Here is a 23,155-nt window from a genome sequence, read left to right as displayed (position 1 = left end):
CCCGTAGGAAAAGCCACAGGAATTTATTTTCTCAATCGAAAACCCCCTCCCGATAGAACCACAAGCCTTGCTCTGCCTGCGTTTCAGGCCGATCTCCCGCCCTTAATTTCACCTAAGCGATTGAACAGGAACAGGTTTTACCGAGATTGAAGGTTGACAGCCCGGCGATCCTCTGTAGAATGCCGACACACAGACGCGGGATGGAGCAGTCTGGTAGCTCGTCGGGCTCATAACCCGAAGGTCGTCGGTTCAAATCCGGCTCCCGCAACCAAACATCAAAAAAGGCTACTCGAAAGAGTGGCCTTTTTTGTGCGCGCCTGTTTTGTAAAAAATCAGCGTTCCATGCCTTACGGCAAAAAAAGAAATCGTTCTGATTCTGAAACTTAGGTCTTCCCTGCGACTGTTCGCCGCTGCTTCTCGCTTATTTGACCCATACTTGGATTAACGGTTGACACTCAGGCGTTCGCCTGTAGAATGCCGCCACACAGACGCGGGATGGAGCAGTCTGGTAGCTCGTCGGGCTCATAACCCGAAGGTCGTCGGTTCAAATCCGGCTCCCGCAACCAAACATCAAAAAAGGCTACTCGAAAGAGTGGCCTTTTTTGTATCTGTTGAAAAAGTCCTTTCGCAACAATGATCTGTCACCGTGCAGTGAGCCGTTCGGGATCGCCAGACTGTGAGTTCAGTCCATGCTGAACCACAGACAGAACCCTGTACGACTGATGACGCGCCATCGCCCACATCCGGTGAGAGGCGTTAATATTTGTGATTATTTTTTTCTACAGGGATTGGTAACTTGGCTGGATACCTCCATCCTGTCGCGCACAATCCAAGAGGTGATTGATGCGCGCCAACTCGTCTGATCCACAAGACACCGTCACAGCGACACAACCGATCAAAGCCGAGCGTCTGCGCTTGCTGGATCGAATCAGCAAATACCGTCAGCCCATCGGGCTGGCGGTCACTTTGCTGTTGTTCGCCATCGCGCTGATTGCCTGTCGTCACCTGCTGAGCGAACTCGATCTGTACGCGCTGCACGACTCGATTCTGGAAGTGCCTAAACCGGCCTTGCTGGGTGCGCTCGCAGCGACCGTCGCCGGCTTCATCATTCTTCTGGGCTACGAATGGTCGGCCAGCCGTTATGCCGGCGTCACGCTCGCGCCGCGCGTACTGGCACTGGGCGGTTTCACTGCCTTCGCCATCGGAAATGCCATCGGTTTGTCGCTGCTGTCGGGGGGCTCGGTTCGCTACCGTTTATATGCACGTCATGGTGTGGGGGCTTCGGAAGTCGCGCACATGACCTTGTTTGCCAGCCTCTCACTCGGCTGCGCCCTTCCGCCCCTAGCCGCCCTCGCCACCCTCAGCAACCTGCCCGCCGCCTCCATGGCCTTGGGCTTCTCCGAAACATTACTGGGTGCGATTGCAGTGGCCGTGCTGCTGCTCTCCACGGTGCTGGCCATTGGCATCTATCGCCGTCGCTTACCGGAACAGCCTTACCCGGACAACCTGCTGGTCAAGGTCGGTCGCCGCACCTTGCGTCTGCCGGGTCGCCGTCTGACGTTCCTGCAATTGGTCATCACCGCTCTGGACGTGGCCGCCGCCGCGACCGTGCTCTATCTGTTGCTGCCGGAAGCGCCACCCTTTGGTGCATTCCTGCTGGTCTATCTATTGGCCCTGGCCGCTGGCGTGCTCAGCCATGTGCCGGGTGGTGTCGGGGTGTTCGAAGCGATTTTGCTCGCTGCCTTCGCCGACAAGCTCGGTGCCGCGCCACTGGCTGCTGCCCTGCTGCTCTACCGCCTGATCTACGTGGTGTTGCCGCTGCTGGTGGCTTGCGTACTGCTGCTGGTCAACGAAGGCCAGCGCCTGTTTCAATCGCGCCAGTCCTTGCGTGCTGCATCTGGCATGGCCGCGCCGATTTTGGCGGTGCTGGTGTTCCTGTCCGGCGTGGTGCTGCTGTTTTCCGGCGTGACGCCGGAGATCGATACCCGCCTTGAACACATCGGTTTTCTGATTCCGCATCGACTAGTAGACGCCTCGCACTTCGGCGCCAGCCTGGTGGGCGTGCTCTGCCTGCTGCTGGCTCAGGGGCTGCGTCGCCGGCTGTCGGCCGCGTGGATGCTGACCACCATTCTGTTGTTGGTCGGCGCCCTACTCTCTCTGCTTAAAGGGTTCGACTGGGAAGAGGCTTGCCTGATGACCCTGACGGCGAGTTTGCTGGGGGTTTTCCGGCGCTCGTTCTATCGCCCCAGTCGCCTGACCGAAGTGCCGTTTTCGCCGCTATATCTGGTGGCCAGCCTCTGCGTACTCGGCGCGTCGATCTGGCTGCTGCTGTTCGCCTATCAGGACGTTCCCTACAGTCATCAACTCTGGTGGCAGTTCACCCTCGATGCTGATGCCCCGCGTGGCCTGCGCTCTCTGCTCGGCGCCGCGGTCCTGCTGGTGGTGGTGTCCCTGACCTGGCTGCTGCGCACCGCGCGCCCGGTGATCCATCTGCCAACGCCCGATGAGCTGGATCGCGCGGTAAAAATTCTCATGGCCTCGTCCCAACCAGATGGCGGCCTGGCCCTGACCGGTGACAAGGCGCTGCTGTTTCACCCCAACGACGAGGCGTTTCTGATGTACGCCCGCCGTGGTCGCAGCCTGGTGGCGCTGTATGACCCGATCGGCCCGACCCAGCAACGGGCGGAAATGATCTGGCAGTTCCGCGACCTGTGCGATATCCACCACGCCCGCCCTGTGTTCTATCAAGTGCGCGCCGAGAATCTGCCGTACTACATGGACATCGGCCTGACCGCGATCAAGCTCGGCGAAGAAGCCCGGGTCGATCTGCACCGCTTTGATCTCGAAGCCAAGGGCAAAGAGATGAAGGACCTGCGCTACACCTGGAACCGCGGCACCCGTGACGGCCTGTCGCTGGAGATCCATGAGCCGGGGCAAGCGCCGATGGATGAGCTCAAGGCCATTTCGGACGCCTGGCTGACCGGCAAGAACGTGCGCGAAAAAGGCTTCTCGCTTGGGCGTTTCAGTGATGATTACCTCAGGCACTTCCGCGTCGCAGTGATTCGTTTCGAAGGGCGCCCGGTGGCGTTCGCCAACCTGCTCGAGACCTACGGCCATGAACTGGCCAGCCTCGACCTGATGCGCGCACACCCCGACGCCCCCAAGCTGACCATGGAGTTCATGATGGTCGGCCTGATTCAACATTATAAAAATCATGGATACGCGCGCTTCAGCCTGGGCATGGTGCCATTGTCGGGGTTACAACCCCGACGCGGCGCACCACTGACCCAGCGTCTGGGCTCGATGGTATTCCGCCGTGGTGAGCAGCTGTACAACTTCCAAGGTTTGCGCCGCTTCAAAGACAAATTCCAGCCCGACTGGGAACCCCGTTATATGGCCGTGCCCGCCGGACTCGATCCGCTGGTTGCCCTGGCCGACACTGCCGCCCTGATTGCAGGCGGCTTGACTGGATTGGTGAAACGCTGATGATTCAACGCTCCCTGCGGTACGTACTGGCCACACTGGTAGTGCTGGCCCTGATTGTCGGTGGCGGTTACTGGTACCTGAAACGCCCGGCACCAGAACCGACCCTCGAACGGCTGACGCCGGCCGACGGCGCCGCGATGACCCGCGTCATCCCCGGCACCACGCCACGGGCCCAGGTGCTGGTGGCAGTCAATGAAGACCAGAAGCTCAGCGACAAACAGTTGCTGACCCTGAGCCGCAGCGGCTCGGCGCAGATTGTTCAAGTGATTTTGCCCAAAGACTGCCTGCTGCAAAGCCGCGCATTGCAATCGGGTTTAAGAGAACTCAAAGGCCCGGCAACCCTGGTCAGCGGTATCGGCCCTGGCGCTGTACTGGCGTGGCGCTGGTTGTCCGAACAGAAGGACGACAAGACTCAGGCCATTTCGGTTGACCTGGCCCTGGAAAAACCCGGCTGCACTCACCTGCTGCCAAAAAGTGCCGCTCACGGGCACTGGCTGGTGGCCTGGAACGACAACCCGGACGACACCAGCGCCGGCTTCGTGCGTGACCAGCCCAATGCCGAAACCAGCATCAGCGACTACGACATCAACCTGCCGCAAGTGCTGAACAACGAACTGCGCAAAAAACTCGTCGGCGGCGATAAAGCCGCTGGTGGCCTACAGATCCCGGTGGTCGAAGTCCCGGCCGGCCAGGCCAGGGACACCGTCACCCTGTTCCTCTCCGGCGACGGCGGCTGGCGCGACCTGGACCGCGACGTGGCTGGCGAAATGGCCAAGATCGGCTACCCGGTGGTCGGCATCGACACCCTGCGTTACTACTGGCAGCACAAGAGCCCGGAACAAAGCGCTCTGGACCTCACCGAACTGATGCAGCACTACCGGCAGAAATGGGGCACCAAGCGCTTCATCCTGACCGGCTACTCATTCGGTGCCGACGTATTGCCCGCCATCTACAACCGCCTGCCGGAAGCGGAGCAGCAGCGGGTCGACGCAATCATCCTGCTGGCCTTCGCCCGCACCGGCAGCTTCGAGATCGAAGTCGAAGGCTGGCTCGGCAACGCCGGCAAAGAAGCCGCCACCGGCCCGGAAATGGCCAAGCTGCCGCCTGCGAAAGTGGTGTGCATTTACGGTGAGGAAGAAGTCGACGAGAGCGGCTGCACCGACAAGACCGCCGTGGGCGAAGCGATGAAACTGCCTGGTGGGCATCACTTCGACGAGAACTACCCGGCGCTGGCCCAGCGGCTGGTGGATGTGATCGAGAAGCGTCAAGCGAAGGAGACGGCTGCTCAGGAGTGATCTGACACCGCCCACAAAAAAGCCCCCGCTACCGCACTGGCAACGGGGGCTTTTTCATGGGGCTTACATCTCGACCTGGGTACCCAACTCAATCACCCGGTTCAGCGGCAGGTTGAAGAAGCGCAGGTTGCCGTTGGCGTTCTTCAGCATGAAAGCAAACAGCCCCTCTCGCCAGCGGGCCATGCCTTCGAGTTTGGAGGCGATGACCGTTTCACGGCTGAGGAAGTAAGTGGTGCGCATCGGGCTGAAGTCCAGGTCGTCGAGGTGACACAGCTTCAGCGCTTGCGGCACATCCGGCTCGTCGATGAAGCCGAAATGCAGGATCACCCGGAAGAACCCTTCGCCGTAGGAATCGACCGCGAAACGCCGTTGCGGCGGGACGCGCGGGATGTCTTCGTACACCACCGTCAGCAACACCACTTGCTCGTGCAGCACCTGGTTATGCAGCAAGTTGTGCAACAGCGCGTGAGGCACGGCGTCCGGGCGAGCGGTAAGGAACACGGCGGTGCCCTGGACCCGATGCGGCGGTTGCACGCGGATACTGCTGATGAAAATCGGCAGCGGCAGCCCGCCCTCGTCCAGACGATCGACCAGCAGCTCTTTACCGCGTTTCCAGGTGGTCATCAGGACAAACAGCACAATCCCGGCCAACACCGGAAAGGCACCACCCTGAATGATTTTCGGCACGTTGGCGGCGAAGAACAGCCCGTCCACCAACAAGAAGCCGATCAATATCGGCACCGTCAGCACCGGCGGCCACTTCCAAAGCAGCAGCATCACCGCCGACACCAGAATGCTGGTGATCAACATGGTCCCGGTCACGGCGACACCGTAGGCCGAGGCCAGCGCACCGGAAGACTCAAACCCCAGCACCAGCAGAATCACCCCAACCATCAGCGCCCAATTCACTGCACCAATGTAAATCTGCCCCTGTTCGGCACTGGAGGTGTGCTGAATGCGCATGCGCGGGATGTAGCCCAACTGAATCGCCTGACGGGTCAACGAGAACGCACCGGAGATCACCGCTTGCGAGGCGATGACGGTGGCCAGCGTCGACAGGATCACCAGAGGAATCAACGCCCAGCCTGGCGCCAACAGGTAAAACGGGTTACGTGCAGCTTCAGGGTTTTCCAGCAACAAGGCGCCCTGACCGAAGTAGTTCAGCACCAACGCCGGCAACACCAGCGCGAACCAGGCACGAGCGATCGGCTTACGGCCGAAGTGGCCCATGTCTGCGTAAAGCGCTTCGGCACCGGTCAAGGCCAGCACAACCGCGCCGAGAATCGCCACCCCCATGCCCGGATGCACAATGAAGAAACGCACACCCCACACCGGGTTGAGTGCATTGAGTACTTCAGGATGTTTGATTATCCCGTTGATGCCGAGTACACCCAGCACCACAAACCACGACACCATCACCGGGCCAAACAGCTTGCCGATGCGGTCCGTGCCATGTTTCTGGATCAGGAACAACCCCACCAACACGATCAGCGACAATGGTACGACCCAGCGCTCCAGCCCCTCGAACGCCAGTTCCAGCCCTTCCACCGCCGACAGAACGGAAATGGCAGGGGTGATCATGCTATCGCCATAAAACAGCGCAGCACCGATCAATCCCAGAATCACCAATAGCGCGCGCAACTTCGGATAAGGCGTCGAAGCACGACGAGCCAGTGCCGTCAGCGCCATGATCCCGCCTTCACCCTGATTGTCGGCGCGAAGAATGAACAGCACATATTTAATCGAAACGACCCAGATCAGCGACCAGAAGATCAGTGCCAGAATCCCGAATACTCCGTCATGGTTGACCGGAACCCCATAATGCCCGGCAAAAACCTCTTTGAGGGTGTACAACGGGCTCGTGCCGATATCGCCGTAAACCACCCCGACCGCCGCGACCAGCATACTGATCGGCTTCGCCGCCGAATGCCCGGCGGCTATCGCCTGACTACTTGCCTGCCCCATCCATCACTCCTACTACTCAGACCCGGACTTCTTCGAAGAAGCACTATGTTTTGCCGTGCAGCATGCGCTGTTTTACTTGTTGTTACAGACGTTTTCTTGACTGTAAAAATTCGGTAAAGCGTAACGGCGCGAAGCATAGCGCAGCACTCGTCGTATTTCCCTGCATAAAGCTGGTCAAGTGCACCTCTCACCGCTAGAATTGCGCACTTTTTGATCAGAGGCTAAGCGTCCTGCCTCGCGAATACTGCTGTTTTTTGACGGCGCCTGTTGTTGCCATGCTGCGTTGCCGCTTCTCGCCATAGCGAGCTATGACTCGGCGCGGCGCCTTGCCTGGCAACAACAGTCACTCGTCAAAAAGCAGCGTATTCACGAGGCAGGACGCCAAGCGCCCGTCAGTCGCCTTGCCGTCTTCGGCTGGAGGCGTCCCAAAACACCGAGGTTAGACATGTCCACCACTCCTGCGCCGGCCAATCCAAAGGTTGGTTTCGTATCCCTGGGTTGCCCCAAAGCACTGGTCGACTCCGAGCGCATCCTTACCCAACTGCGCATGGAAGGCTATGACGTTGTGTCCACCTATCAGGACGCCGACGTCGTGGTGGTCAACACCTGCGGTTTCATCGACTCGGCCAAGGCCGAATCCCTGGAAGTGATCGGCGAAGCCATCAAGGAAAACGGCAAGGTCATCGTGACCGGCTGCATGGGCGTCGAAGAAGGCAACATCCGCAACGTGCACCCAAGCGTATTGGCCGTGACCGGTCCGCAGCAGTACGAGCAAGTGGTCAACGCCGTGCACGCCGTTGTGCCGCCGCGTCAGGATCACAACCCGCTGATCGACCTGGTGCCGCCGCAAGGGATCAAACTGACCCCGCGCCACTACGCCTACCTGAAGATTTCCGAAGGCTGCAACCACAGCTGCAGCTTCTGCATCATCCCGTCGATGCGCGGCAAACTGGTCAGCCGCCCGGTCGGTGACGTGCTCGATGAGGCCCAGCGCCTGGTCAAGTCCGGCGTCAAAGAGCTGTTGGTGATCTCCCAGGACACCAGCGCCTACGGCGTCGACGTGAAATACCGCACCGGCTTCTGGAACGGCGCGCCGGTGAAAACCCGCATGACCGAACTCTGCGAAGCCCTCAGCACCCTCGGTGTCTGGGTGCGTCTGCACTACGTTTACCCGTACCCGCACGTCGATGAGCTGATTCCACTGATGGCCGCCGGCAAGATCCTGCCGTACCTGGACATCCCGTTCCAGCACGCTAGCCCGAAAGTCCTGAAAGCCATGAAACGCCCGGCCTTCGAAGACAAAACCCTGGCTCGCATCAAGAACTGGCGCGAGATCTGCCCGGACCTGATCATCCGTTCGACCTTCATCGTCGGCTTCCCCGGCGAAACCGAAGAAGACTTCCAGTACCTGCTGGACTGGCTGACCGAAGCGCAACTCGATCGCGTCGGCTGCTTCCAGTACTCACCAGTCGAAGGCGCACCGGCCAACCTGCTGGACGCGGCCATTGTGCCGGACGACGTCAAGCAAGACCGTTGGGACCGCTTCATGGCGCACCAGCAAGCCATCAGCTCGGCGCGTCTGCAAATGCGCGTTGGCCGTGAAATTGAAGTACTGGTGGACGAAGTGGACGAGCAAGGCGCAGTCGGCCGCTGCTTCTTCGATGCCCCGGAAATCGACGGCAACGTGTTCATCGATAACGGCAGCAACTTGAAACCGGGCGACAAAGTCTGGTGCAAAGTGACCGACGCCGACGAATACGACCTGTGGGCTGAACAGATCTAAACGCAAAAAATACAAAAAGCCCCGCTCTCTTGACGAGATGCGGGGCTTTTTTACGTCTATCGTTTTGTAAGAGAAAGAACTCGCGTCATCCACGCAAGAGAGGCAAGCGGGCATGCACCAACACTCGGTCATTCACACACCGAAACAGAGCGACTACGAAGAACTCACCCAAGTGTGGGAAGCCTCGGTGCGCGCCACCCATGACTTTCTGCCCGACAGCTACATCGAACTGTTGAAGAATCTGGTGCTGACCCGCTACCTCGATGCGGTGATGCTGATCTGCACCAAAGACTCACGTCAGCGCATCACCGGGTTCGCCGGCGTGGCGGCGGGCAAGATCGAAATGCTCTTCATCGATCCGGACCACCGCGGCAAGGGCCTGGGCAAGCAATTGCTGCGCTACGCCCTGGAACACCTGAACGCCGATGAGCTGGACGTCAATGAGCAGAACCCGCAGGCCTTGGGTTTTTACTTCAAACAGGGTTTTGAGGTGATCGGCCGCTCCGAGCACGACGGCATGGGTCAGCCCTATCCGTTGCTGCACATGCGTTTGCGCCAAAACCAGCAATTGACGCGCAATGGCTGACACAACATGAAACCCTTGTGGGAGCGAGCCTGCTCGCGAAAGCGGCTTATCAATCAACATTGATGTTGAAGCTAATGACGCCTTCGCGAGCAGGCTCGCTCCCACATTAAAAGCACATGCGGCAAATGGAGCCGGGATTAACCCGCGCCAGGCAGGTACAATGCCCACCCCTTTTTTGTTACGGCCCTGTCATGACTGACCCGATTCGTCTCTCCAAACGCCTCATCGAACTCGTCGGCTGTTCCCGTCGGGAGGCTGAGCTGTTCATCGAGGGCGGCTGGGTCACCGTGGACGGTGAAGTCATCGACGAGCCGCAGTTCAAGGTCGACACCCAGAAAGTCGAGCTCGACCCAGAGGCCAAGGCCACTGCGCCGGAGCCGGTGACCATCCTGTTCAACGTTGCGGCGGGCATGGACGCGGAAACGGCCATGGCAACCATCAGCGCCGAAACCCTGAGCGAAGAGCACCGCTTCAGCAAACGTCCGCTCAAGGGCCACTTCCTGCGCCTGACCGCCAGCACCGACCTGCAGGCCAACGCCAGCGGTCTGCTGGTGTTCACCCAGGACTGGAAGATCCTGCGCAAGCTCACGGCCGATTCCGCCAAGATCGAGCAAGAGTATGTGGTCGAGGTCGAAGGCGACATGGTGGCTCACGGCCTCAACCGCCTGAATCACGGCCTGACGTACAAGGGCAAGGAACTGCCGCCGGTCAAAGCCAGCTGGCAGAACGAAAACCGTTTGCGCTTTGCCATGAAGAACCCACAACCGGGCGTGATCGCCCTGTTCTGCCAGGCCGTCGGCCTGAAGGTCGTCGCCATCCGTCGCATCCGCATCGGCGGCGTGTCCATTGGCAAAGTGCTCGTGGGGCAATGGCGCTACCTGTCCGGCAAAGAGAAGTTCTAAGACTTTTCATGCCGCCACACATTTCGGCGCCGCTGCTTGCGGCGCCCACTGCTGAATATCAGGATTGCACACCATGATTCATAACGACGTACTGCGCAGCGTTCGCTACATGCTCGACATCAGCGACAAGAAAGTCATCGAGATCATCAAGCTCGGCGGCATGGACGTGGCCCTGGAAGACCTGCTGACGTACCTCGATAAGAAAGAGGAAGACGAGGAAGGCTTCGTACGCTGCCCGGACGAGGTCATGGCGCATTTCCTCGATGGCCTGGTGATCTTCAAGCGCGGCAAGGACGAAAGCCGTCCGCCGCAGCCGATCGAAGTGCCGGTGACCAACAACATCATCCTCAAGAAATTGCGCGTGGCCTTCGAACTGAAGGAAGACGACATGCACGCCATCCTCAAGGCGTCCGAGTTCCCGGTATCCAAGCCTGAGCTGAGCGCGTTGTTCCGCAAGTTCGGCCACACCAACTACCGCACCTGCGGCGACCAGTTGCTGCGCAACTTCCTCAAGGGCCTGACCCTGCGCGTTCGCCCGCAGTAAATCGCCCACGAACGCCACGGTCCCTGTAGGAGCGAGGCTTGCCCGCGAAGGCGATCTTCAAAACGCCTTCGCCAGCAAGCTGTGCTCCTACACGGGCCGTGGCCGCTCAAGGCTATATAGACCCTCATTCCTCTCAAAAATAGTGGCTCCGCTTCCGGCGGCTGACAACTAGGGTGTACTGACCCTTTGCCCTCAGGACTCGCCCTATGCACCCGTACTTTTCCCTGCAAGGCCGCACCGCTCTGGTGACCGGCGGCACCCGCGGTATCGGCAAAATGATCGCCAAGGCTTATGTCGAGGCTGGCGCCACCGTGTACGTGTGTGCCCGGGATGCCGAGGCCTGTCAGCAAACTGCCAACGAACTGAGTGCCTTCGGGGTTTGTCACGCGTTAGCTGCCAACCTGGCCCATGAAGAAGGCGTCCAGCAATTGGCTGCGCACCTGAGTGAACAGATCGGTCAGCTGGATATTCTGGTGAACAACGCCGGCACCACGTGGGGCGCGCCGCTGGAGAGTTACCCGGTCAAGGGCTGGGAAAAGGTCATGCAGCTCAACGTCACGTCGGTGTTCAACTGTATCCAGCAGTTTTTACCGCTATTGCGAAAAGCAGGTTCCGAAGCCAATCCGGCGCGAATCATCAATATCGGCTCGGTGGCGGGGATTTCGTCCTTTGGCGAACAGGCGTATGCCTATGGCCCGAGCAAGGCTGCCCTGCATCAGTTGTCGCGGATTCTGGCGCGGGAACTGGTGAGCCAGCACATCAACGTCAACGTCATCGCACCGGGGCGCTTCCCGAGCAAGATGACGCAGCACATCGGCAATGATGAACAGGCGCTGGCGCAGGATACGGCGCTGATTCCGATGAAGCGCTGGGGGCGGGAGGAAGAAATGGCGGCGTTGGCGATCAGCCTGGCGAGTACGGCCGGGGCGTATATGACTGGGAATATTATTCCTTTGGATGGTGGGTTCAGTCTCTGAGATTGGCGGTGCGGCCATCGCGGGCAAGCCACGCTCCCACAGGGTTCTCGAGCGAACACAAATTTTGTGTACGCCATAAAACCTGTGGGAGCGTGGCTTGCCCGCGATGAGGCCGGCTCTGCCACCACCAGACTTGAGGCTCGTCGGGTTATCATGCCCGCCCACACCCCGCCTCGACCCCACACCATGACCTACAGCGTTTCCCCCATCGGCTTCGTGCGCTCCTGCTTCAAGGAGAAGTTCGCCATTCCGCGCCAGCCGCAACTGGCCCCGGCCGCTCGGGGTGTGCTGGAGCTGGTGGCACCCTTCGATCAGGGTGATGCGGTGCAGGGGCTGGAGCAGGTCAGCCATGTCTGGCTGCTGTTCCTGTTCCATCAGGCCCTGGAAGAAAAGCCACGCCTGAAAGTCCGCCCTCCGCGCCTGGGTGGTAACAAATCCATGGGCGTATTTGCCACTCGGGCGACGCATCGACCCAATGGCATCGGTCAATCGGTGGTCAAACTGGACAAAGTCGAAGCCAATCGGCTGTGGATCTCCGGCATCGACTTGCTGGACGGCACACCGGTTCTCGATATCAAACCCTACGTGCCTTACGCCGACATCATCGACACGGCGTCCAACAGCATCGCCAGCGCCCCGCCACCGCTGATTCCCGTGCAGTGGACGGACTCAGCGCTGCAACAGGCTCACAGCCACGCTCAGCGGCTTGATGAGCCCTTGATCGAGCTGATCGAGCAATGCCTGGCACAAGACCCACGCCCGGCGTATCAGATTCCTGCACCGGAAAGGGAATACGGCGCGCAGTTCTGGGATGTGGACGTGCGCTGGCATTACCCCACGCCCGACCTGATCCGCGTCCTCGAAGTCATTCCTGTGTCCAACCTGTAGGAGCTGTCGAGTGAAACGAGGCTGCGATCTTTTGATGTTGCTTTAAAAAACAGGATCAAAAGATCGCAGCCTCGTTTCACTCGACAGCTCCTACAAGGTTTGTGTCGGGCATAAAAAAGCCCCCATTGCCTCACAGGCAATGGGGGCTTTTCAGTTATGCAGGTTTCTTACTTCTCGACGAACGCACGCTCGATCAGGTAATCACCCGGCTCGCGCATCCGCGGCGAAACTTTCAGGCCGAAGCTGTTCAACACTTCGCTGGTCTCGTCGAGCATGCTCGGGCTGCCGCACAGCATGGCGCGGTCGTCTTGCGGGTTGATCGGTGGCAGACCGATGTCGCTGAACAGCTTGCCGCTGCGCATCAGGTCGGTCAGGCGGCCTTCGTTCTCGAACGGCTCGCGGGTCACGGTCGGGTAGTAGATCAACTTGTCACGCAGGGCCTCACCGAAGAACTCGTTCTGCGGCAGGTGCTCGGTGATGAACTCGCGGTAAGCGACTTCGTTGACGTAACGCACGCCGTGGCACAGGATCACTTTTTCGAAACGCTCGTAGGTTTCCGGGTCCTGGATGACACTCATGAACGGCGCCAGACCGGTACCGGTGCTGAGCAGGTACAAATGTTTGCCAGGCTTCAAGTCATCCAGCACCAGCGTGCCGGTAGGCTTCTTGCTGATGATGATCTCATCGCCTTCCTTCAGATGCTGCAGCTGGGAAGTCAGCGGGCCATCAGGCACCTTGATGCTGAAGAACTCGAGATGCTCTTCCCAGTTCGGGCTGGCAATCGAGTAAGCGCGCATAAGCGGGCGGCCGTTGGGCTGTTGCAGGCCGATCATCACGAACTGACCGTTCTCGAAGCGCAAGCCCGGATCGCGGGTGCACTTGAAGCTGAACAGAGTGTCGTTCCAGTGGTGAACACTGAGGACACGCTCGTGGTTCATGTTGCTCATGTACGTGGGACTCCTGGGAGATTTTGTCTGCGCATGCTCTGCGCCTGCTCTGCGAAAAATGAGCTGCTGTGCGCAATTGCATCGCATTCTAATGGCAGCCACAATATCTGTTAAATGGATTATTAAGATAAGGGTTATCGGTTATATCGATATGCGATTTACTCTCCGTCAACTTCAAGTATTCGTCGCCGTCGCCCAGCAGGAAAGCGTATCCCGTGCCGCGGGTCTGCTCAACCTCTCGCAGTCGGCGGCAAGCACCTCGATCACCGAGCTAGAGCGTCAGTGCAGCTGCCAGCTGTTCGATCGCGCCGGCAAACGGCTGAGCCTCAACGCCCTCGGCAAACAGCTGTTGCCGCAAGCGGTGGCCCTGCTCGATCAGGCCAAGGAAATCGAAGACCTGCTCAACGGCAAGTCCGGTTTCGGCTCCCTGGCGGTCGGCGCGACCCTGACCATCGGCAATTACCTGGCCACCTTGCTGATCGGCAGCTTCATGCAGCGCCATCCGGAAAGCCAGGTGAAGCTGCATGTGCAGAACACCGCCAACATCGTGCAACAGGTCGCGCACTATGAAATTGATCTGGGTCTGATCGAAGGCGACTGCAGCCATCCGGACATCGAAGTGCAGAGTTGGGTCGAAGATGAGCTGGTGGTGTTCTGTGCGCCTCAGCATCCATTGGCCAACCGCGGCACAGCGACCATGGAGGAGCTGAGTCATGAGGCGTGGATTCTCCGTGAACAAGGCTCGGGCACGCGACTGACCTTTGACCAGGCCATGCGTCACCACCGCAGCGCGCTGAACATTCGCCTGGAGCTGGAACACACCGAAGCGATCAAGCGCGCGGTGGAGTCGGGGTTGGGGATTGGCTGCATTTCGCGCCTGGCACTGCGCGATGCGTTCCGCCGCGGCAGTCTGATGCCGGTGGAAACACCGGATCTGGACCTGGCGCGGCAGTTCTATTTCATCTGGCACAAACAGAAATACCAGACGTCGGCGATGCGCGAATTCCTCGAATTGTGCCGCGCTTTCACTGCCGGGGTTCAGCGCAGCGACGAGATCGTCCTGCCCACCATTGCTTAAAGCAGGATCACCGCCCACACCAGCGCGATCATGCTCAACGCCACGAACTGAGCAGCGCTGCCCATGTCCTTGGCGTTCTTGGACAGCGGGTGCAACTCCAGGGAAATGCGGTCAATGGCCGCTTCCACCGCCGAATTGAGCAATTCGACGATCAACGCCAACAGGCAGACTGCAATCAGCAGCGCCTGCTCGACACGGCTGACGTTCAGGAAGAACGACAGCGGAATCAGGATGGCATTGAGCAACACCAATTGCCGGAAAGCCGCTTCACCGGTGAAGGCCGCGCGCAGGCCGTCCAGGGAGTAGCCGGAGGCGTTGAGGATGCGTTTGAGGCCGGTCTGGCCTTTGAAAGGTGACATAAAGTAGGCAACTGACCAAAAAGGAGTGGGAAAGCTAGATTAAGCAAAGTCAAAAAAGCGTGAACACGTAGCACCTTAGTGGCTTGAAATTGACTCAAGTTGTTGCAAGAGCAGCGCCGCCTGAGTCCGGGTCCGCACATTCAATTTACGGAAAATGGCCGTGACGTGGGCCTTGATCGTCGCTTCGGAAACGCTCAATTCGTAAGCAATCTGCTTGTTCAGCAAACCTTCGCAGACCATGGTCAACACCCGGAACTGCTGGGGTGTCAGACTGGCAAGGCCTTCGCTGGCAGCCTTGGCTTCGTCGGAAACGCTGACCGCTTCGAAGGCCTGAGGCGGCCAGAAAACATCGCCATCCAGTACCGCGCGTACGGCTTTCTGGATGACGCTCAGGTCACTGGACTTGGGAATGAAACCACTGGCGCCAAATTCACGGGACTTCACCATGATCGACGCTTCTTCCTGAGCCGACACCATCACCACCGGAATCTGCGGGTACTGCCCACGCAACAGCACCAGCCCGGAAAAACCGTAAGCCCCCGGCATGTTCAGGTCCAGCAATACCAGATCCCAGTCGGCCTTTTCAGTCAGACGGCTTTCCAGCTCCGCAATGCTCGCCACTTCCACCAGGCGGACATCCGGGCCCAGGCCCAGGGTCAATGCTTGATGCAAGGCGCTACGAAAAAGAGGATGGTCATCGGCAATCAGGATTTCGTATGTGGCCATTTTTCAAATGATCCTGTTTTTTTATAGGGACGCCCGATGCATTCAGGCCTCGCCAAAACAACTCGAGGTGCAGCCAAGCAGCGGCACCAACAGGGCACGTTGAACGCCAATCACGTGGCTCTTCACGGAGCTCTTCACGTAAAGAAATACGGCGTATCAAACTTTGGCCGCGCCCTAATCGGCGCCAAGCATGCCCAGCGAAGCCGGGGTGGTCAAGTTGCCTGGCCCTGCCAGCCAGCCTTGTTCTTTGCAGTATGGGCGACGTTCAGCAAACGACGGGCGCCGCGTGCAGCACGAAGGGCATCAGCTCGGCATGGGCCGGTGTAGCAACATTCATATCCAACTGATGTTTAGCGTCCAGGTAATGCTGGCTGAACACATCAAAATAAGCGTCCAGTGCCGATGCAGCGTCCGTATCGCCGGCAAGATCGAGGCACAGCGCCGCCACTTCCGCCGTGCACAGGTGCTCACTGCGGGTGGACCTGCGCAGCCGGTACCGCGAAAGCTTTTCGGGGAGCAGGCTCAGAATCGGCAACGCATCAAAATAGGGGCTTTTACGGAAAATCTTCCGGGCTTCGGTCCAGGTGGCGTCCAGCAGAATAAACAGTGGCCGCCTGGTGCTATCGACCTCGACGCTGTGGGTCACTCGCTCGGGCTCGACGTATTCGCCCGGAAACACCAGGTACGGTTGCCATTGGGGATCGGCCAACAGCGCCAGCAGTTGTTCATCGACTTCGGTGCGCGACCAGATGAATGCATGGTTGTCGCGCACTACATCGGCAATCAGCCAACCGGTGTTACTCGGTTTGAACACTTCTTTGTTGGTCATGATCAGGCACACGCCGCTGCGGGTTTCGACCTGCGGTCGCCAGGCACACAGGCAGTGGCTCTCGATCACGCGACAGGCGCGGCAACGTGGTGCCCGCCAGCCACGGGCCTGAATCGGCTTGATGCCCGCCTCTTCGCGCTCGTCGCGCAAACGGGCTACGGCGTTTGCAGCAAAGTGTGGGGTTTCAGGGTTCATCGCGGGCAACGCCGGCAAGGGAAGAAAATCGACACAAAAACACTCGGCAGGGCAGAAAGTGGCGGCAGTTTATCAGAGCGGCCGGCGCAAGCCTGTACCGTCCAGGCCGCCTCCCCTATAATTCGCCGCCACTGAACGCACAGTCATGTGACGGGTCGAACCACCAGTCACTGAACCAGGAGAGTTTCATGCTGCGCCTTATCGTTCCCACCGCTGCCGTTTTGCTGGCGTCGTCCTTCAGCGCTCAGGCTGCTTCCTTGAGTGAGCAGAATCTAAACAGAGAGCTGCGAAACGTCGCCACACAAAGCAGTGTTGGCACTCCACGGGCGATCAACGAAGACATTCTTGATCAGGGCTACACCGTCGAAGGCAACGTGCTGATCAACCACCTGAGCGTACAAAGCAGCCACGCGAACAAGATGCGTGCCGACCCGAAAGCCGTGTATTTCCAGCTTGGCGCCTCTGTATGCAACAACCCATCATTCCGCAAACTGATGGCCAAGGGCGCGGTCATGCGTTACGACTTCACTGAAGTGAAGACCAACCGCTCAGTCGGTTCCGCCAGCTATCAGGAATCGGACTGCCCGAAAGCGACCCCGGCCAAGAAGAAGTAATCATCGGGAATTAGCGCGCCGCTGCTCATCCTCGGCGCGCAGTTCTGCCAACAGCGCCAGCAAGTAGCGCGAACGCCGCTCCCCGCCCTCCAGACGTCGGCAGCACTCCTCTTCGAGGCTCAAATGATGGGTCTCGGCCGATGCTTTCAGTAATCGATACAGTTGCGCATCGATCTCCAGAGTGACTCTGGCCATGGTTTCCCGCCTCCCTGCACGCATTGATCGCTGTTGATCACGCGAAAAATCCCTGAACTGCTTGTACGTTGCGTCCTGCCATTGAGGCAAAGTTGTCGGGTCACGCCTGTCACTTAGTAAATCAGAGCGCAGGACATACGGCTTGCGTTCAGACGAGCGGTGAAAGCACCTTGCAAATCGTCAATAAGCGGTTGCCAGGAAAGACTTTGCGGCGCAATGATCAAGCAGCGAAAATCGTTGCGAGGGTCTAAATTCAAAGTGTTCTCGTTGGTTTTTTTCAGGGCAGAAAAGGGGCTGCCCACTACGCGTCTTATTGTGCGAACGTTTCTTTCATTCAAGGGATAAGCAGAGCCCGTATGGATGGCTCGATTGCAACCGAGTCAGGTGGAGCGCCCAGGCATGGGCTTGGGCAGACAGCGACACAAGGGGTGTCGCGGCGCCGACAATTGTTTTGTCGGGCCGAGGGTTCTGTGCAGAAGGAGAAGTTGAATGCCTTACCAACCGAATGACCTCCTGAGCCGTCATTTTCAAGAAAGCGGCCACGACCTCGCCAGCAAGGTCGAAGAACAACTCAACCTGGTTTCACCCAACAGCCCCAACATCCCGATTTACCGCGACATGATCCTGACTGTGCTGCGCATGGCCCAGGAAGATCACAACCGCTGGAATGCCAAGATCACCCTGCAAGCCCTGCGCGAACTCGAGCATGCCTTCCGTGTGCTGGAGCAGTTCAAGGGGCGACGCAAAGTCACCGTTTTCGGCTCGGCCCGCACGCCGATAGAACACCCACTGTATGGTTTGGCCCGAGAACTTGGCGCCGCCCTGGCGCGCTCGGACATGATGGTCATCACCGGTGCCGGCGGCGGCATCATGGCGGCGGCCCATGAAGGTGCCGGCCTGGAACACAGCCTGGGATTCAATATCACCCTGCCCTTCGAGCAGCATGCCAACCCCACGGTCAATGGCACCGGGAATCTGCTGCCCTTCCACTTTTTCTTTACCCGCAAGCTGTTCTTCGTCAAGGAAGCCGATGCACTGGTCCTGTGCCCAGGCGGTTTCGGTACGCTGGATGAAGCGCTGGAGGTGCTGACCCTGATTCAGACCGGCAAAAGCCCGCTGGTGCCGGTGGTGCTACTGGACGCGCCGGGCGGCACGTTCTGGCAGGGCGCGCTGGATTTCATTCACCATCAACTGGAGGAAAATCGCTACATCCTGCCCACCGACATGAAGCTGTTGAGCCTGGTCTACAGCGCCGAAGAGGCCGTGGAGCAGATCAACCAGTTCTACAGCAACTTCCACTCCAGCCGCTGGCTCAAGCATCAGTTTGTGATTCGCATGAACCACAAACTCAGCGACCGGGCGCTCGAACACATGCAGGAGGCATTCGCCGACCTGTGCCTGAGCGATCATTTCCATCAGCATGCCTACAGCGGCGAGGAGCACGACGAAGCGCAATTCAGCCATCTGGCACGACTGGCCTTCACCTTCAACGCCCGTGACCACGGTCGTCTGCGGGAATTGGTGGATTACATCAACCTGCCGGAAAACTGGGCCCAGTCCAAACCCCAGGCGCAACAACGCACACGGGAACCGTCCAAGGTAACGTGAAGCAAAAAAAACGGCCCGCTATCGAAATAGCGAGCCGTTTCAGTCAATCGTCCATCCCTCGGCCGCTGAACAAGCGGCTGATCATTTCCATGGAATATCCCCGATAACTCAGGAACCTGCCCTGTTTGGCACGTTCCCGGGCGTCTATCGGTAAATGCCCGGAAAATTTGCGCCGCCAGGTGTCTTCCAGTTGTTCCTGCCAGTTGATGCCGCTCTCGCGTAACGCCAGTTCGATGTCGGTACGTTGCAGGCCGCGCTGGCTCAACTCTTCGCGAATACGCATAGGGCCATAGCCGGAACGGGCACGGTAGGAAACGAAGCTTTCGAGGTAACGGGACTCGGACAACAGGCCCTCTTCTGTCAAGCGGTCGAGTGCTGTGTCGATCATTTCAGGGAGGGCGCCGCGCTGACGCAATTTACGCGTCAGCTCGACTCGACCGTGCTCGCGTCGCGCGAGCAGGTCCATTGCGGTTCGCCGCACCGCGACGAGTGTATCGAGTACGGCGGTCATCGGATCAATCAGATATCAGCGTCAGCCAGGTCGTCGGCAGTCTCTTTGACCGGCGATGCTTTGACGTCCGGCGCCGGGGTCAGCAACTTGTCACGCAACTGCTTCTCGAGCTTGGCGGCGATTTCCGGATTGTCTGCCAGGAACTTGGCCGAGTTAGCCTTGCCCTGACCGATCTTGGTGCCTTCATAGGCATACCAGGCGCCGGACTTCTCAACGAAACCGTGCAGAACACCCAGGTCGATCATCTCACCGTTGAGGTAGATGCCCTTGCCGTAAAGAATTTGGAACTCGGCCTGACGGAACGGCGAAGCGACCTTGTTCTTCACGACTTTGACGCGGGTTTCGCTACCGACGACTTCATCACCTTCTTTCACCGCACCAGTACGGCGGATGTCCAGACGAACCGATGCGTAGAACTTCAGCGCGTTACCACCGGTGGTGGTTTCCGGGCTGCCGAACATCACGCCGATTTTCATACGGATCTGGTTGATGAAGATCACCAGGCAATTGGCGTTCTTGATGTTACCGGTGATTTTACGCAGCGCCTGGGACATCAGACGGGCTTGCAGGCCCACGTGCATGTCGCCCATTTCGCCTTCGATTTCAGCCTTTGGCACCAGAGCGGCCACGGAGTCGACGATGATCACGTCAACCGCGTTGGAACGCACCAGCATGTCGGTGATTTCCAGGGCCTGCTCGCCGGTGTCCGGCTGGGAAACCAGCAGGTCGTCGACGTTGACGCCCAGTTTGCCGGCGTACTCAGGGTCGAGGGCGTGTTCGGCGTCGACGAATGCGCAGGTCGCGCCGGCTTTTTGAGCCTGGGCGATCACCGACAGTGTCAGGGTGGTTTTACCGGAGGATTCAGGACCGTAGATTTCAACGATACGGCCTTTTGGCAGGCCGCCAATGCCGAGCGCGATGTCCAGACCCAGAGAGCCCGTGGAAATGGCCGGGATCGCCTGACGGTCCTGATCGCCCATACGCATTACGGCACCCTTGCCGAATTGACGTTCGATCTGACCCAGGGCCGCAGCCAAGGCTTTCTTCTTGTTGTCGTCCATTAAAGTCCTCACGTAATCAATAAGGCCTGACGGCCAACACCTGTATAAGTAGCCAGTATTATTCCACAGCGTTTCAGGATCGCCTACCCCTGATTTGAGATTTCTCCAGCGGCATGCCGCAGCAGCCCCTCTAGCGCGGCCTTCACCGTTTGTCGGCGGACCTCATCACGGTTACCGACAAAGTACTGCACCTCGCTGAACACCTGCTCACCGACGCCCCAGGCCAGCCACACCGTGCCCACAGGCTTGCTCGGCGAACCGCCGTCCGGCCCGGCCACACCACTGACCGCCACGGCAAAACGCGCCCGGTTTTTTTCCTGCGCGCCGCGGACCATGGCCTCGACCACCTCGCGACTGACCGCCCCGACCGTCTCAAACAACTCGGCAGGGACATTCAATTGCTGGGTTTTCTGGCGGTTGGAGTACGTGACATAACCAGCCTCAAACCACGCCGAACTCCCCGGAATACGGGTGATTGCCTCGGCAATCCCACCGCCGGTGCAGGATTCGGCAGCGGTAACGTGGGCATTGAGAACCTGCAAGCGTCTGCCAAGTTCAGCGGCCAGCTGAGTGATATCTTTCACGGCTCTCTCCTGATCGAGCGGAATGAGGCCTACCGTACACGAGCCGATCACGCTTGCAAGGTTCAGGACCGATCAAAATGTTAGCGAGCGAGGGCTCTGACATAGGCCTGACAAGCCTGCAGGGCAATCAGTCCGCGGTCACACCGGACCAAAACTGCTCATCCATTACTCGAGGAGCAGTTGCTTGATTGCCTCCAGCCGAGATGATGCATCAAACGTATGTGCAATTGGCCAAGCCTTTATGGAAACGCCAACATCAGGCGCCACAGAATTGATCTGCGCCTTTGCCATATCTGCTTGAGCGGCGGGTGTGCTGACGTCCAGTGTGCCCACGTTCAGCATGAGCCTGGAAGGACCTTTGACTGTCTCCAACCGAGCCCGCGGCGACCTTGCCAGATAGGCAGGATCGTTCGGGCCGGACGGTGGAGCGCCAAGGACCGTCAGCATGTTGTCCTTGAGCTGCTGATCCTGAGTCGTGGTGTAGATCGACGCCAAATCGTGGATCACCAGCCACAACGATGCCAGGTGCACCTTGCCCGGGTACTTGCCCATGTAATTCAGGGCCGCCATCGTACCGCCTGACGCCGCAGCTACATAGATGCGTGAAAGGCCTGTCTTATACTGCACTTCCTGCAGGACGATATCGATGCGCGCCAGCGAATCGTCAGAACCCATTGCTTGCGGCGTAGTGTTTGGCCCATTGAAGTTCGGCGAAATAATGCAGGCACGGCTCAGACCCGCCAGCTCGGGAAAAACAGTTTTGACGCTCTGGTAATCAGCAGACCATGTGTGCAGGTAAAGAATGATGCGATTCGCTTGGGCGGTGCACTTTATCAGGTATGGCTCGCCTGCCGCGTTGGCCTCTACATAGTCTGTCGTCACCATGCTCGAAGGAAATACAGCACTCGCTGCCATGTCGCTAGCCTTGCGGGTTGCTGTCAGGACATCTTCAGCCCACGCTGTTCCGACACTGGCCATCAGAGCCAATACAAGTGGCAAACCTTTCTTCATCATGTTCATTATCCCTATCTTAAGAGGTTAAATTTGCTGTTCGCATAAACCAAGCACAATCCCTATTTATGCAGTTCTCGCACATACGCCTGGCATGCTGTCAGAGCGATCAGTCCTTGATCGCCGGCGTCGGTAATTCCGATAATTCGTTGAGCATGCGCTGGGTCAAGTCGGGCGCGCGTGCCTCCATGAACCACGCCGCCGGAACCGGTATTGGCGGGCACTGAACGGCCACCGACTGGATCCGAGGTGTCGAGAAGGACTGACAACCGCATATCAGCAGTGGCAAGGCGATCACGCAGGCGCGCTTGATTGGTTTGAGCATCGCTCAGCTCCTTGTAGTGAGATTGTTCGCTGGACGAAAGCCGCTGCTCGAGCACCAGACGTTTACCCTGCTCTGCCTGCTGCTGCGCGATGGCCGCCTTGTCGATGATGTCTAGATCGGCCCGGTGGAGCGCCGCCTGCTCGGCTAGCTGATTGCCGTAGCGCCATCCCTGCACCGTCCACACCCCACCTGCCGTCATCAGCACCAGTACCAGCACACCCACCGTTTTCATCGCCGTGGGACTCATGGCACTTCCTTGAAGAAGACGTGCCGCTCGAGCTTCAGCGTCTGTTTGGCCCCATCGGCCCAGGCCGGAGCCTTCGGCATCGTGGTGGCGTAATAGTGCGTGGCGCCGCCAGTCGGATCCTGCACGACGCCGGACATCACCAGGTCGGCAGCCTTTTGCGCCCGAGAGAATTCAACGGCCGGGATCGACTTCGCGCCGCTCAGGTATGGAAAGTTCGGGTCGTTCTTGTTCCAGCAGCTGAACTGGTAGGGTTTCTGGCAAACGCCAGCATAGCCCTCCCCCCACCACGACCTGGCCTTTCCGTCATTCACGCGGTTGCGGATGGTCCAGGCCACGGCGATCTGACCGGTCAGGCTTTCGCCTCGCGCCTCCCCCCACAGCGTGCGCGCGAGAATGTCACTGTCTTTTTCGGTTACAGTCATCACTGTTTCCAGGCAAA

23 protein-coding genes and 2 tRNA genes are annotated in these 23,155 nt (G+C 59.1%); 13 read left to right on the top strand and 12 right to left on the bottom strand.

Annotated features, from left to right (window positions below):
• The first annotated feature begins 194 nt into the window (after positions 1-194).
• The 4 genes from ACA044_RS05990 (at position 195) to ACA044_RS05975 (ending at position 4,781) form a co-directional block, all read left to right on the top strand.
• Positions 195-271: transfer RNA gene (locus tag ACA044_RS05990), tRNA-Met, on the top strand.
• A 218-nt stretch (positions 272-489) separates the two neighbouring features.
• Positions 490-566: transfer RNA gene (locus ACA044_RS05985), tRNA-Met, on the top strand.
• A 277-nt stretch (positions 567-843) separates the two neighbouring features.
• Positions 844-3,486, top strand: coding sequence for a bifunctional lysylphosphatidylglycerol flippase/synthetase MprF (gene mprF / locus ACA044_RS05980; RefSeq protein WP_497445546.1), 2,643 nt, complete (start codon positions 844-846; stop codon positions 3,484-3,486).
• Positions 3,486-4,781 (top strand): virulence factor family protein, encoded by a 1,296-nt coding sequence (locus ACA044_RS05975; RefSeq protein ID WP_497445545.1) that lies wholly within the window; start codon positions 3,486-3,488, stop codon positions 4,779-4,781. Before mprF ends, ACA044_RS05975 begins: the two co-directional genes overlap by 1 nt.
• Before the next feature lie 63 nt (positions 4,782-4,844).
• Here ACA044_RS05975 and ACA044_RS05970 read toward each other — a convergent pair whose 3' ends face one another.
• Positions 4,845-6,746, bottom strand: a complete 1,902-nt coding sequence (locus ACA044_RS05970; protein WP_497445544.1) for a potassium transporter Kup — start codon at positions 6,744-6,746, stop codon at positions 4,845-4,847.
• Positions 6,747-7,191: 445 nt separating this feature from the next.
• Here ACA044_RS05970 and rimO point away from each other — a divergent pair, with 445 nt between their 5' ends.
• The 6 genes from rimO (at position 7,192) to tsaA (ending at position 12,426) form a co-directional block, all read left to right on the top strand.
• Positions 7,192-8,529, top strand: coding sequence for a 30S ribosomal protein S12 methylthiotransferase RimO (rimO, locus tag ACA044_RS05965; protein ID WP_497445543.1), 1,338 nt, complete (start codon positions 7,192-7,194; stop codon positions 8,527-8,529).
• Positions 8,530-8,641: 112 nt separating this feature from the next.
• Positions 8,642-9,115: an acetyltransferase gene (locus tag ACA044_RS05960; protein ID WP_497445542.1), complete on the top strand. Its 474-nt coding sequence runs from the start codon at positions 8,642-8,644 to the stop codon at positions 9,113-9,115.
• 191 nt (positions 9,116-9,306) lie between these two features.
• Positions 9,307-10,017 carry an rRNA pseudouridine synthase gene (locus ACA044_RS05955; protein WP_497445541.1) on the top strand — a complete coding sequence of 237 codons (711 nt, stop codon included), beginning with the start codon at positions 9,307-9,309 and terminating at the stop codon, positions 10,015-10,017.
• A 73-nt stretch (positions 10,018-10,090) separates the two neighbouring features.
• On the top strand, positions 10,091-10,561 hold the full coding sequence (locus ACA044_RS05950) for a YehS family protein (protein WP_497445540.1): 471 nt from the start codon (positions 10,091-10,093) through the stop codon (positions 10,559-10,561).
• 206 nt (positions 10,562-10,767) lie between these two features.
• Complete coding sequence (locus tag ACA044_RS05945; RefSeq protein ID WP_497445539.1) at positions 10,768-11,538, top strand: SDR family oxidoreductase; 771 nt, start codon at positions 10,768-10,770, stop codon at positions 11,536-11,538.
• A gap of 186 nt (positions 11,539-11,724) precedes the next feature.
• On the top strand, positions 11,725-12,426 hold the full coding sequence (gene tsaA / locus ACA044_RS05940) for a tRNA (N6-threonylcarbamoyladenosine(37)-N6)-methyltransferase TrmO (RefSeq protein ID WP_497445538.1): 702 nt from the start codon (positions 11,725-11,727) through the stop codon (positions 12,424-12,426).
• Between the two features lie 167 nt (positions 12,427-12,593).
• Here tsaA and fpr read toward each other — a convergent pair whose 3' ends face one another.
• On the bottom strand, positions 12,594-13,373 hold the full coding sequence (gene fpr, locus ACA044_RS05935) for a ferredoxin-NADP reductase (protein ID WP_003443014.1): 780 nt from the start codon (positions 13,371-13,373) through the stop codon (positions 12,594-12,596).
• Between the two features lie 151 nt (positions 13,374-13,524).
• Between fpr and ACA044_RS05930 the strand changes: the two genes are divergently transcribed.
• Entirely contained in the window at positions 13,525-14,451 is a 927-nt protein-coding gene (locus ACA044_RS05930) for a LysR family transcriptional regulator (protein WP_497445537.1), read from the top strand.
• Here the strand turns inward: ACA044_RS05930 and ACA044_RS05925 are convergent.
• The 3 genes from ACA044_RS05925 to ACA044_RS05915 form a co-directional block, all read right to left on the bottom strand.
• Positions 14,448-14,810 (bottom strand): diacylglycerol kinase, encoded by a 363-nt coding sequence (locus ACA044_RS05925; RefSeq protein WP_007907286.1) that lies wholly within the window; start codon positions 14,808-14,810, stop codon positions 14,448-14,450. The two genes, ACA044_RS05930 and ACA044_RS05925, sit on opposite strands and share 4 nt — an antisense overlap.
• A 75-nt stretch (positions 14,811-14,885) precedes the next feature.
• The gene (gene erdR, locus ACA044_RS05920; RefSeq protein WP_018926954.1) at positions 14,886-15,536 is read right to left on the bottom strand and encodes a response regulator transcription factor ErdR; all 651 of its coding nucleotides are present in this window, start codon (positions 15,534-15,536) and stop codon (positions 14,886-14,888) included.
• A gap of 265 nt (positions 15,537-15,801) precedes the next feature.
• Positions 15,802-16,560 carry a tRNA-uridine aminocarboxypropyltransferase gene (locus ACA044_RS05915; RefSeq protein WP_497445536.1) on the bottom strand — a complete coding sequence of 253 codons (759 nt, stop codon included), beginning with the start codon at positions 16,558-16,560 and terminating at the stop codon, positions 15,802-15,804.
• A 188-nt stretch (positions 16,561-16,748) separates the two neighbouring features.
• Here ACA044_RS05915 and ACA044_RS05910 point away from each other — a divergent pair, with 188 nt between their 5' ends.
• Positions 16,749-17,174 (top strand): PA3611 family quorum-sensing-regulated virulence factor, encoded by a 426-nt coding sequence (locus tag ACA044_RS05910; protein WP_497445535.1) that lies wholly within the window; start codon positions 16,749-16,751, stop codon positions 17,172-17,174.
• Here ACA044_RS05910 and ACA044_RS05905 read toward each other — a convergent pair whose 3' ends face one another.
• Positions 17,175-17,369: a hypothetical protein gene (locus ACA044_RS05905; RefSeq protein ID WP_497445534.1), complete on the bottom strand. Its 195-nt coding sequence runs from the start codon at positions 17,367-17,369 to the stop codon at positions 17,175-17,177.
• 489 nt (positions 17,370-17,858) lie between these two features.
• On the opposite strand from ACA044_RS05905, the gene ACA044_RS05900 reads away from it, so the two are divergent.
• A complete protein-coding gene (locus ACA044_RS05900; RefSeq protein WP_497445533.1) occupies positions 17,859-18,977 on the top strand; it encodes an LOG family protein in 1,119 nt (372 codons plus the stop codon).
• A 43-nt stretch (positions 18,978-19,020) separates the two neighbouring features.
• On the opposite strand, the gene recX is transcribed toward ACA044_RS05900, so the two are convergent.
• The 6 genes from recX to ACA044_RS05870 all read right to left on the bottom strand — a co-directional run bounded on the left by recX (position 19,021) and on the right by ACA044_RS05870 (position 23,138).
• Complete coding sequence (recX, locus tag ACA044_RS05895) at positions 19,021-19,488, bottom strand: recombination regulator RecX (protein WP_497445532.1); 468 nt, start codon at positions 19,486-19,488, stop codon at positions 19,021-19,023.
• An 8-nt stretch (positions 19,489-19,496) separates the two neighbouring features.
• Complete coding sequence (recA, locus tag ACA044_RS05890; protein WP_007907270.1) at positions 19,497-20,549, bottom strand: recombinase RecA; 1,053 nt, start codon at positions 20,547-20,549, stop codon at positions 19,497-19,499.
• Positions 20,550-20,632: 83 nt separating this feature from the next.
• On the bottom strand, positions 20,633-21,133 hold the full coding sequence (locus ACA044_RS05885) for a CinA family protein (RefSeq protein WP_497445531.1): 501 nt from the start codon (positions 21,131-21,133) through the stop codon (positions 20,633-20,635).
• Positions 21,134-21,298: 165 nt separating this feature from the next.
• A complete protein-coding gene (locus tag ACA044_RS05880; protein WP_497445530.1) occupies positions 21,299-22,147 on the bottom strand; it encodes an alpha/beta hydrolase family protein in 849 nt (282 codons plus the stop codon).
• A 59-nt stretch (positions 22,148-22,206) separates the two neighbouring features.
• Complete coding sequence (locus tag ACA044_RS05875) at positions 22,207-22,716, bottom strand: lysis system i-spanin subunit Rz (protein WP_497445529.1); 510 nt, start codon at positions 22,714-22,716, stop codon at positions 22,207-22,209.
• Positions 22,713-23,138 carry a cell wall hydrolase gene (locus ACA044_RS05870; protein WP_497445528.1) on the bottom strand — a complete coding sequence of 142 codons (426 nt, stop codon included), beginning with the start codon at positions 23,136-23,138 and terminating at the stop codon, positions 22,713-22,715. The genes ACA044_RS05875 and ACA044_RS05870 overlap by 4 nt, the downstream gene beginning before the upstream one ends.
• Between the last annotated feature and the right edge of the window lie 17 nt (positions 23,139-23,155).

This window comes from Pseudomonas sp. LBUM1673 (assembly GCF_059695645.1).
Note: the sequence above shows the minus strand (reverse complement) of the source record. Positions and strands in the feature narration are given on the sequence as shown.